Consider the following 11,747-nt stretch of genomic DNA (forward strand, 5'->3'; position numbering starts at 1 on the left):
TTACAGTGTAATTATTGTTGATTCTATTCTAATTAATGAGATTGGCGGCAACATTTGTGAGTGTTGCAACACGGCAAGTTATTTCATTCTGTTGTGACTAAGTAATGTACAGTGCGCGGGACGGCCGTTACACTGGCGCTTGCCGACTTCCCCTTTTTTTGCTTGCCCATTACCTGATCGCTGCCAACATGCCTCAGCTGCACCCTGAGAAAATCGCCCACAGACTGGAGCAATTGACCGAGCTCAGTGTCGCGCTCGGCCATGGACAGGGAAGCCAGGGGCGCGATCTCGGACCGTTGTTGCAGCGCATCGTTATGCTGGCAAAAAACATGAGCGGCGCCGACGGCGCCACGCTGTACCGGCCCGCCGCGGACGGCCGCCAGCTCGATTTCCACATCAGCGTCAACGACAGCCTGGGCATCATGCAAGGGGCGGACATCGGCTTGCCCGGCGTGCCCCTGTTCGACGCCGCCGGCCAGGCCAACCTGGCATCGGTGGCCGCGTATGCCGCCAACCTGCGCCGCTGCGTGAATGTCGCCGACGTCTATCGCGACGAGGCCTTCAATTTTTCCGGCATGCGCGAATTCGACCGCCATCACGGCTACCATACGCAATCGATCCTGACGGTGCCCATGAGCGACCACGAGGGAGACTTGATTGGCGTGCTGCAACTGATCAATGCCAAGGATGGCGAGACGGGCCAGGTGCGCGCCTTTTCGCCGACCGACCAGCGTTTCATCGAAGCCCTGGCGGCGCAGGCTGGCGTGGCGCTGACGAACCAGCTGCTCATTTCGCAGCTCGAAGAGCTGCTCGAGTCGCTCGTCACCCTGATCAATATCGGCATCGATGAAAAGTCGCCGTACACGGGCCGCCATTGCCAGTTCGTGCCCGAACTGACGATGCTGCTGGCCGACGCCGCCCATGCTGTCGATACGGGGCCATTGGCCCAGTTTCGCCTCAGCGAGAACGAGCGCAAGCAGCTGTGGCTGGCAGGCCTGCTGCACGATTGCGGCAAGATCACCACGCCCGTGCACGTGGTCGACAAGGCCACCAAGCTGGAAACCATTTTTGATCGCATCGCCCTGATCGACACGCGCTACGAAGTGCTGCTGCGCGACGCCGAGATCGCCGCCCTGCGCCAGCAGGCGGCGCAGCCGCAGCAGAAGGACGCCATCATGCAGGCGCTGGCGCAGGAACAGGCCGCGCTGCGCGAAGAGCGCGAGTTCATCCGCCGCGTCAATGTGGGCGGTGAAAGCATGGCGCCGGCCGACCAGGAAAGAGTGCGGCAGATCGCGCGGCGCCGCTGGCGCGCGGCCGACGGCGAACTGAGCGATTTCCTCGACGCCGACGAGACGGAAAACCTGACCATCCGCGCCGGCACCCTGACGGCGGCCGAACGGGCCATCGTCAACAACCATATCAGCGTGTCGATCCGCATGCTCGAGGCGCTGCCATGGCCCAAGCACCTGAGCAAGGTGCCCGAGTATGCGGGCGGTCACCACGAGCGCATGGACGGCAAGGGCTATCCGCGGGGGCTGACCAGGGAGCAGATGTCGGTGCCGGCGCGGCTGATGGCCATCGCCGATATTTTCGAGGCGCTGACGGCGCGCGACCGGCCGTATAAAAAAGGCAAGCCGCTGTCCGAATCCCTGCGCATCCTCGGCAATTTCAGCCTGAACGGGCATATCGACCCGGAGCTGTTCGACGTCTTCATCCGCAGCAAGGTGTATCTGACCTTTGCTGAAAAGCACCTGCATCCGAGCCAGATCGATGCCGTCGACGAGGCGTCCATCCCGGGCTACACCCCTTGAAGCTGTCGCCGGCCTTGCGCAGGCATGGCGCGCGCTGGCTGCTGGGCGTGCTCCTGATCCTGGGCGCCGCCATCGCCTGTCTGGCAGGCAACGAAAACATTGCGCGTCTGGACGCCATGCTGGGCGACTGGCGCATGCGCGCGGAAAAGCCGCAGCTCGACGGCCGCATCGTCATCGTCGATATCGATGAACAAAGCCTGGCGCGGATAGGGCGCTTTCCCTGGGGCCGCGACGTCCAGGCGCGCCTGGTGCGCCAGCTCACCGGCCATTACCGCGTGGCAGCGCTGGGCTTTGATATTTCCTTTCCCGAGCCTGACACCAGCTCCGGCTACGCCGTGCTGGAAAGGCTGGCGCGCGGCGAACTGGCCGGCGTGCCCGGCTTGCCGGCGCAGCTGGAAAAACTGCGTCCGGCCATGGACTACGACGGCCTGCTGGCCGATGCCATGCGCGGCCAGCCCGTGGTGCTCGGCTACAGCGTCTCGGCGCAGCAAAGGAAGGGCGTGCTGCCCAAGCCCGCCTTCACCGTCGCCGATTTGAACGGGCGCACGCTCACGGCCTACGTGGCGCGCGGCTACGAAGCCAATATCGCGCCCCTGCAGGCGGCCGCGCGCGGCGCCGGCATCTTCACGGCGCTGACCGACGCCGATGGCGTGGTGCGTTCCTCGACCCTGTTGCAGCGTATCGGCGATGGCTATTACCCTTCGCTGTCGCTGGCCACGGCCGCCGTCTACCTGCAGGCGCGCGCCATCGCCCCCCGTTTCACGGGCACGGCCGACAGCCTGTCGGCACGCGAACTGGCGAATGGCGGCCTGGAACACGTCGTGCTGTTTGCGCCGCGCGGCGCGATGGCGATTCCCGTCGGCGAAGCCTTGACCACCACGGTGCAGTACCGCGGCACGGGCGGCCCCGCCGGCGGCGCCTTCCGTTATGTCTCCGCTGCCGACGTGCTGGCCGGCACGGTGCCTGCCGCGCTGCTCAAGGGCGCCATCGTGCTGGTGGGCACCACCGCGCCTGGCCTGAACGATATTCGCGCCACGCCCGTGAATGCGGAATATCCGGGGGTGGAAGTGCACGCCAACCTGATCAAGTCCATCCTCGACGGGCGCTTCAAGGCACGCCCCGACTACGCGCCGGCGCTCGAACTGGTGCAGATCGTGCTGTTTGGCCTGCTGCTGGCCGGCGCACTGGCCGTGCTGCCGCCGGCCGGCGTCATGCTGGCTGCCGTGGGCGCGCTGGCGGCCGCCATCGGCATCAACCTGTACCTGTACGCCGTGCACGACCTGGTGCTGGGCGGTGCCGTGCTGTTGCTGCTGATCGTCGCGCTGTTCATCGTCAACCTGGCCTGGGGCTATTTTTTCGAGGTGCGCAAGGGACGCGCGCTGGTGGCCCGCTTCGGCGAATACGTGGCGCCCGAACTGGTGGCCGAGATGGCGGACAACCCGCAGCGTTACACGATGGATGGCGAGAACCGCGAATTGACGGTGCTGTTTGCCGACGTGCGCGGCTTTACGGCCATTTCCGAGCAGCTGGCGCCTGCCACGCTGCGCGAATACATCAATCAGTACCTGACCGCCATGTCGCAGGATATCCGCGACAGCCACGGCGGCACTCTGGACAAATACATCGGCGACGCCGTGATGGCGTTCTGGGGCGCGCCCGTGGCCTTTGCCGACCATGCCAGCCGGGCCGTGGCCAGCGCGCTGCTGATGCAGCGCAGCGCGGCGCGGCTGAACCAGCAGTTTTGCGCGCGCGGCTGGCCGCCGCTGCGCATCGGCATCGGCATCAATACGGGCGCCATGCATGTGGGCGACATGGGCTCGCGCATTCGCCGCGCCTATACCGTGATGGGCGACAACGTCAATCTGGCCGCGCGCCTGGAGGGGGCCAGCAAGCAATATGGCGTGGGCATCGTCGTGGGGGCCGCCACGCGCGCGGCGGCTCCCGCCTTCCTGTATCGCGAGCTGGACCTGGTCAGGGTGCTGGGCAAGCAGGAGGCCGTGGCCATTTTCGAGCCACGCGGCATGCGCGACGATGCGGATGCGCAGGAACTGGCCCAGCTGGCGCGCTGGAGCGAGGCCCTGGCGCTGTTGCGCGCGCGGGACTGGGACGCGGCCGCGGCCGCCGTGGCCAGCCTGCAGACGGATTTCCCCGAAGACGGTCTGTACCGCCTGTACGCGGGGCGGCTGGCGCAGTACCGCCTTGCGCCGCCGCCAGTCCACTGGGATGGCGTGACCGTATTGCATAATAAATAAGGCCGTGATGTGACCGGAAAATGTTGTCGCTTGCATCATTTTTCGCGCTTGTATGCATGATGTATGGTGCTGCTGCCGTGAAAATCGCGGGAAAACGTTAGAAATTTCTGACTGGAAACTAAAAGCCGTCTAAAATTTGTCTTCAATCCATTGCCGGATACAGTGCCCTGGCGCCCGCGGGACCGCGCGCTTGTCCGGTTACACAAGAAATCCTTCACATGACATATCGATTGGTGCACCTGCTTGCGGGTTCCGCGCTGCTGTTCGCCGTCGGCGCCGCCGGCGCTGCCGTTTCCATGGATGACACCACGCCTGCCGCGCAGGAGGACGGCGTGCCGCGCTTCGACATCAGCCGTTTTGAGGTGCAGGGCAACACCTTGCTCAGCGACGTCCACGTGCAGGCCTTGCTGGCGCCGTTTGCGGGGCCGCAGCGCGATTTTTCCTACCTGGCGCGCGCCGTCGAGGCGCTGGAAAACGCCTATCGCGCGCGCGGCTACGGCGCCGTGCAGGTGCAATTGCCTGAACAGGAGCTGGAACGGGGCGTGGTGCGCCTGAGCGTGCTGCAAACACCGCTGGGCAAGGTTGCCGTCAGCGGCAATGCCTATGTGGACGAGGCCAATGTGCGGCGCGCCTTGCCGCATCTCCGCGAAGGCGAGACGCCGAACTTGGCGGCCCTGTCGCAAAGCCTGAAGCTGGCCAATGAAAACCCGGCGCGCAAGATCGAAGTGCGGCTGCAGGCCGACGAACCGGCGGGCGCCATCGACGCCAGCGTCACGGTAGCCGATGAGAAGCCCTGGAAAGCCATGCTCAACGTGGACAATACGGGCAATACGCAAACGGGCAAGACGCACGCGGGCGTGGTGCTGCAGCATGCCAATCTGTTCGGGCGCGATCATGTTGCCAGTTTGCAATACACGAGCAGCCTGGAAAAACCGGACAAGGTCGGCGTGTATGGCGCCGGCTACCACTTGCCGCTGTACGCGCTGGGCGATTCGATGGACTTTTTCGCCAGCTATTCGAACGTCGATTCGGGCAGCGTTTCGGCTGGCATTTTTGATCTGGCCGTCAGCGGCCAGGGCAGCATGGCCGGCATCCGCTACAACCAGAACTTCGCCCGCCGCGACGATTTCGAGCCCAAGCTCGTGTACGGCATCGATTACAAGGCTTACCGCAACAGCGTGCAGCTGTTCGGCATGGAGCTAGGCGCCGACGTTACCGTGCACCCGCTCAGCGTCAGCTATATCGGCGCCTGGTCGCTGCCCGCAGGCGAGACCAGCGTGGCTGTCACCTTCACGCATAACATTCCTGGTGGAAAACACGGTGCGCAAGCCGATTTCGACCGCGTGCGCGCGCATGCCAAGGCCGCCTACAATACCTTGCGGCTGAGCGCCAGCTCGGGCCGCGTGCTGGCCAACGACTGGCAATGGCGCGCCCTGTTCAATGCCCAGGTCACGCCGGACGCGCTGGTGCCTGGCGAGCAGTTCGGCGCCGGCGGTGCCGCGTCCGTGCGCGGCTTCGCCGAGCGCGAGGTAGCGAATGATTCCGGCGCCAGCCTGAATCTGGAGCTGTACACGCCGAACTGGTGCGGCCAGGCCCTCGGCTACCAGTGCCGCGCGCTGGCGTTCTATGACACGGCCTGGCTGCGCCGCAACCATGCGCTGCCCGGCGAAAGCGCCTCGCAAGGCATCGCCAGCGGGGGACTCGGCGTGCGTTTGCTGCTGAGCCGCTACGCCAATCTGCAACTCGATTACGCGCACGTCGTCAACGGCGGCGACACGGGCCAGCGCGGCGCCAACCGCCTGCATTTCCGACTCGCCTTGGCTTACTAGCATCAGGATGAACACCATGCACAATAACGCCCCCTTTTCCGCCTTGCCGTTGCCGCCCTGCGGTCCGCCGTTGCGGCGCACGGCGCTGGCGCTGCTGCTCGCCGGCTGTTTCGGCGCAGCGCAAGCCAACCCCGCCTTGCCGCAGGTGGTCAATGGACAAGCCACGTTCAACCAGCAGGGCAATGTGTTCTCGATTACGAACACGCCCAACACCATCATCAACTGGCAGAGTTTTTCCATCCATGCGGGTGAAATCACGCGTTTCATCCAGCAAAACGGCAATAGCGCCGTACTCAACCGCATTACGGGACAAGACCCCAGCAAGATCCTCGGCAGCCTGGAATCGAACGGCAAGGTCTTCCTGATCAACCCGAACGGCATCGTCTTCGGCCATGGGGCGAGAGTGGACGTGAACGGCCTGGTCGCGTCCAGCCTGGGTATGTCGAATGAGGATTTCCTGGCTGGCAAGCGCCAGTTTACGGCGGGCGGCGCGGCCGGCGGTGTCAGCAATGCGGGTGTGATCAATGCCGGCAAGGGCGGGCAGGTACTGCTGATCGCGCCGAACGTGGAAAACACCGGCGTCATCACGGCGCCGAATGGCGAAGTGATCCTGTCGGCCGGGCGCAGCGTGCAGCTGGCCGACCCCGGCAACCCGGAATTGCGCGTGCTGGTGTCGGCGCCGGCGGACCAGGCCCTGAACCTGGGCCAGATCATCGCCCAGGGCGGCAGCATCGGCATGGCCGGCGCGCTGGTCAGCCAGCGCGGCGTGCTCAATGCAAACAGCGCCGTCATGGGCGAGAACGGCAAGATCGTGCTCAAGGCCAGCGGCAAGGCGTTGCTCGAGGCGGGCAGCATCACCAGCGCCACGGGCGCGGCGGGCAAGGGCGGCGAGATCCGCGTGCTGGGCGACCAGGTGGGCTTGCAAGGCAATGCGCGCGTCGATGCCAGCGGCGCCACGGGTGGCGGCACGGTCTTGCTGGGCGGCGATTACCAGGGCAAGAACGCGGCCGTGCAAAATGCGCGGCAAGTGCTCGTCGGCAAGGATGCCAGCGTCAATGCCGATGCGATTGTCAGCGGCAACGGCGGCAAGGTCATCGCCTGGGGCAATGAATCGGCCCAGGTGCACGGCAGCATTTCCGCGCGCGGCGGGGCGCAGGGCGGCGACGGCGGCTTCGTGGAAACGTCCGGCCATTACCTGGCCGTCGACGGCATCCGCGTCAATACCAGCGCGGCGCGCGGCAAGCGCGGCAACTGGCTGCTCGATCCGTATGATATCGACGTGGTGCAGGGCGCAGGCGGCAGCCTTGCCAATGTCGATCAGTTCAGCGACATGCCGTCGAGCGGCAGCACCAGCATCGGCGCCGATACGATCTCCGGCGCCACCAGCGACGTCACCTTGCAAGCCCTGCACCGCATCAATTTCAGCAGTTCGGTGAACATGCTCAATTCCGGCGTCAGCCTGACGGCGCAGGCGGGTGAAACCATCAATGTCTACGCCGCCATCACCACCAACGGCGGCAATGTGACCCTGTCGGCGAATGACCCTGCTAGCACCGGCGGCAACTATGGCCTGGGATCAAACGTCAATCTGAACGCGGCTATCACCAGCAACGGCGGCAACATTTCGCTATCCGGCGCCAGCATCGAAGGAGCCGCCACGGTCCATGTCGGTAACGGCAATCTGAGCTTGCGCGCGAATGACGCGCTGGGCGGCATCAATCTGTCGGGCGGCGCCAGCCAGCTTGCTGGCAGCGGCATCGCCGGCCAGACGGTGACCCTGCAGGCCGACAATATCACCGTTGCCGGCGGCATCGACGTCGGCGGCACGGCGGGCGGCGCAAATGTCATCATCAAGCCCCTGAGCAGTGCGCGCAGCATCGACCTGGGCACCAAATCGGGTACGGCTCTCAGTTTGAACGCGGTTGAGCTGGCCGGCATCTCGGCCGCGTCGCTGACCATCGGCGACGGTACGAATACGGGCGGCTTGCGGATATCGGATGCGCTTGCCAGGACCGGCGATCTGCACCTCAATTCCGGTTCCGCCATCACGGCCACGGGCGCCGTGACGGTGGGCGGCAGCTTTGTGCTCGACGGCGGCGTCTGGGTGCAAAACGCGGCGGCCCTGCCAGGATTTAGCGCCAGAAACTTCACCATCGGCAGCGGCGCCAGTTTCCTGCGCGTGGCCGGCGGCGACGGTGCCGCCACACCTTATCTGCTCGCCGATATCTATGGCTTGCAAGGCATCGCCAGCCTCGGTCTGGGCAACAGCTATCGCCTGGCCGGCAATATCGACGCCAGCGGCACGGCGAACTGGAACGATGGCCAGGGCTTCGTGCCGATCGCCGGCAGCGGCATCGGTTTTTCCGGCGTGTTCGATGGCGGCGGATTTACACTCAGCAATTTGAAAATCGACCGCAGCCTGGTGCCAGGACCGGCGGCAGGCCTGTTTGGCACCGTGCAGGGCGGCACCTTGCGCAACCTGACCCTGAGCGGCGGCAGCGTCACCGGCAGGGCGAACGTGGGCGCGCTGGCCGGCGAGGTCGTCAGCGGCACTATATCCGGCGTGAACAGCAGCGTCGCCGTCAGCGGCCAGCGCAATGTCGGCGGCCTGGTGGGCAGCAACGGCGGCGCCATCACGCTGTCGGCCAGCAGCGGCGCCGTCACCGGCGTCAATGCCGACAACGGCGGCGCCATCGGCGGCCTGGCGGGCTCGAATGCGTCCGGCGCCAGCATCGCGACTTCGTACGCCACCGGCGTGGTGACGGGCGCGCGCGAGATGATCGGCGGCCTGGTCGGCAACAACCAGGGCGCGCTGAGCCAGTCTTATGCCACCGGCAATGTCACTGGCGCGCGCAGCATCGGCGGCCTGGTGGGCTTGAACGGCGGCAGCATCGACGATGCATATGCCAGCGGCGCCGTGGGGCGGGCCGTTACCGCCGATCCCATCCTGTCCATGGAAAACATGGGCGGGCTGGTCGGTGAAAGCACGGGCAGCGTCAGCCATGTCTTCAGCAGCGGCGCCGTGAGCGGCGACGGCTACGCGTCCGTGGGCGCGGTGGCCGGCCGCGTGTCCGCCGGTTCCCCGTTCAGCTATGGTTTTTTCAATTATGAAACATCGCTGGTGCAGACCGGTGGCGGCGGCTCCAGCGGCCGCAGCACGGCGCAGATGCGGCAGCAGGGCAGCTTCAGCGACTACAATTTCAGCAGCGTGTGGCGCATGTACGAAGGCTACACGACGCCGATGCTGAAGGCTTTCCTCAAGCCGCTGCAAGTGAACCTCGCGGGCAATGCCACGGGCAAGGTCTACGATGGCCAGCTGGCCGCCTTCCTCGGTTCGATCGCCTATGTGGGATTGATCGACGGCGACACGGGCGTGAATGGCAGCCTCGGCTACGGCAGCAACGCGCGCAACGTGGGCAGCTATGCTGCGACGGGCCTGTGGTCGACCAAGTACGACATCACCATGGGCGGCACGACGACTTTCGCCATCACGCCGCGCACCCTCAACGTGCAATTTAACGGCGTCAACAAGGTCTATGACGGCACGACGGGCGCCGCGCTGGGTTTCGGCGATGACAGGGTTGCCGGTGACCGCCTGGACCTGTCGGCCCTGGCCAGCTTCAGCGACAAGAATGCGGGCGCGGGCAAGACGGTATTCGTGACGAACCTGAGCCTGGGCGGCGCCGATGCGGGTAATTACCTGCTGACCTCAACGGGCGGCACGACGCAGGCGACGATTGCGCAAAAACAATTGTCGACCTGGGTAGGCAGCGGCAGCGGCTTGTGGAGCGATGCGGCCAACTGGGACGGCGGCGTGGTACCGGAAGGCGCGAACGTGCTGGCTGTCGACTTTAGCAACAGCAAGGGCATCGTGACCTACAGCGCGGCGGCCGGCAACACCATTCTGAAAAACCTGACGGCGTCCGCGGGCTTACTGCTGACGGGCGGCAGCCTGACCCTCGGTGAAAAGGCGCCGGATAGTTCCCTGCTGGCCAGCCTGGAAGTCAACGGAGGCAGCCTGTTGCTGAACGGCAGCCTGTCGGCCGACCGCTACGCGCAAGGCGGCGGCTTGCTGAGCGGCAACGGTAACTTGCTCGTCGCCAACAGCTTTACTCAGACTGCCGGCGCCATCCGGCTGGCGGGCCAGCTGGCCATCACGCAAGCGGCTGGCGACCTGCGCTTCGCCAGCCTGGCGGCCAACGATGTGCAGCTGAGCGCCCTGAACGGCGCCATCGGCCAGGACGGTGCGGTGCTCGCCAGCAGCCTGACCGCGCAGGCGCGCGACGGCATCGTGTTGAGTCATGCGGGCAATCAGGTCAGCAGTTTTAGCGCCAGCAATCGTGCCGGGGGCGGCATTGCGCTGAACAATACCTCGGCGCCGGGCATCTTGACCCTGGGAACGCTGACCACTGGCGCGGGCAATATCGCCATCGACAATACGGGCGGCGTCACGGCTGGCAATATCGATGCGAATGGCGGCAACGTCAGCGTGACGGCGCGCAGCCCCGTTACCGTCAACGGCAGGATCGCGGGCAATGACATCGCGCTCAATGCCAGCACCGACGTGGTGCTGGGCGATGGCGCGCAGCTGGCGGCGGCGCGCGACATCAGCCTGATGGCAGGCGGCGACGTCCTTGTCGGCGGCAACGCCAAGATCGTCGGCGGCGGCAATTTTTCCGCCAGCGCACAAGGCAATGTGCGCTTTGCGGACACGGCCGGCTTCACTTTGCCGGCGGCGACCAGCATGAGCGTGCTGGCGAAAACGGGCGGCATCACGGGCGGTTCCGGTGTGCGCATCAACCGCCAGCGCGCCAACGTCAGCTTGCAGGCGCCGAACGGCGCGGTGTCCATGGCGGATGCCATCTTCCTGCCCGTCACGACCATCGACCAGCCCGTCATCATCGTCATCACCAATAGCACATTGAACGTCATCAAGCAGGCCGACCATGCCAACGCCCCGCTCGCTTTCATGCTGCCAGTCAAGCCGGATGACAAGGTACCGGACGACAAGGATGGTGCCGCCTCCACAGGTAACTCAACAGGACTTACAAAAAATGATGCTGCTAAAAAAATGTACTGTAATTAATGCCTTTTTGTGGCTGGCTCTGATGTGCGTGGGCGCGCACGCCTGGGCTGGGCAGGTGGCCGGTACCGTCATGCAATTGAGCGGTCCGCTGATGGTGAAAAAGGCTGACGGCAAGGTGAAATTGCTGGCCATCAAGTCCGAAGTCGAGCAGGGCGACACCTTGCTGACGGAAAAAGAGACCTATGCCTTGATCAAGCTGATCGACAATAGCGAAATCACCTTGAAACCGAATACCAGTTTCGTGATCGAGCAATTCAGCTACACGGCCGAGCAGCCCGATGGCGACCACGCCATCTTCAGCCTGCTCAAGGGGGGCTTGCGTTCCGTCACGGGGCTGCTGGGCAAGCGCAACAAGGAGCGCTTCGAGATGAAGACGCCGGCCGCCACCATCGGCATTCGCGGCACGACATTTATTGCCGAGTATATTGGCCCGTCGACGCCTGCACTGTCGACGCCTGTGGTGTCGGCGCCTGCATCGTCGACGCCACGGGCTCCCGGCCTGTATGTGCAAGTGCTCGATGGCCTGATTCATGTGACGAATCCATCGGGTACGAGTAATTTTTCCGCCGACCAGTTCGGCTATACGCCGAATTTCCGGCAGCCGCCGGTGGTGCTGCCGACCAATCCGGGCATGAAGTTTGCGCCGCCGCCCGTGTTCAATTCCAGCATGCCCCCGACCGCCAGCAGTACCACGCCGGGCAAGTCGAACAACGTCGACTGCGAAGTACGCTAAGTTTCGCTTGACCTTCCCATCATGGTAGGGACGATC

Annotated in this window: 5 protein-coding genes; all 5 read left to right on the forward strand. The window is 65.0% G+C overall.

What is annotated here, in order from left to right; all coding sequences use genetic code 11:
- Positions 1 to 188 precede the first annotated feature (188 nt).
- Positions 189 to 1,811 carry an HD family phosphohydrolase gene (locus CBW50_RS02940; protein WP_086144224.1) on the forward strand — a complete coding sequence of 541 codons (1,623 nt, stop codon included), beginning with the start codon at positions 189 to 191 and terminating at the stop codon, positions 1,809 to 1,811.
- Positions 1,808 to 4,063, forward strand: a complete 2,256-nt coding sequence (locus CBW50_RS02945) for a CHASE2 domain-containing protein (protein ID WP_226935353.1) — start codon at positions 1,808 to 1,810, stop codon at positions 4,061 to 4,063. Before CBW50_RS02940 ends, CBW50_RS02945 begins: the two co-directional genes overlap by 4 nt.
- A 218-nt stretch (positions 4,064 to 4,281) precedes the next feature.
- Positions 4,282 to 5,892, forward strand: coding sequence for a ShlB/FhaC/HecB family hemolysin secretion/activation protein (locus CBW50_RS02950; RefSeq protein WP_086144121.1), 1,611 nt, complete (start codon positions 4,282 to 4,284; stop codon positions 5,890 to 5,892).
- Between the two features lie 16 nt (positions 5,893 to 5,908).
- On the forward strand, positions 5,909 to 10,978 hold the full coding sequence (locus CBW50_RS02955) for an S-layer family protein (RefSeq protein ID WP_086144226.1): 5,070 nt from the start codon (positions 5,909 to 5,911) through the stop codon (positions 10,976 to 10,978).
- A 7-nt stretch (positions 10,979 to 10,985) separates the two neighbouring features.
- The gene (locus tag CBW50_RS02960) at positions 10,986 to 11,711 is read left to right on the forward strand and encodes a FecR family protein (protein ID WP_319017118.1); all 726 of its coding nucleotides are present in this window, start codon (positions 10,986 to 10,988) and stop codon (positions 11,709 to 11,711) included.
- The last annotated feature ends 36 nt before the right edge of the window (positions 11,712 to 11,747 follow it).

The sequence above is a fragment of the Janthinobacterium sp. GW458P genome, assembly GCF_002127585.1.
Classification (GTDB): domain Bacteria; phylum Pseudomonadota; class Gammaproteobacteria; order Burkholderiales; family Burkholderiaceae_D; genus Janthinobacterium.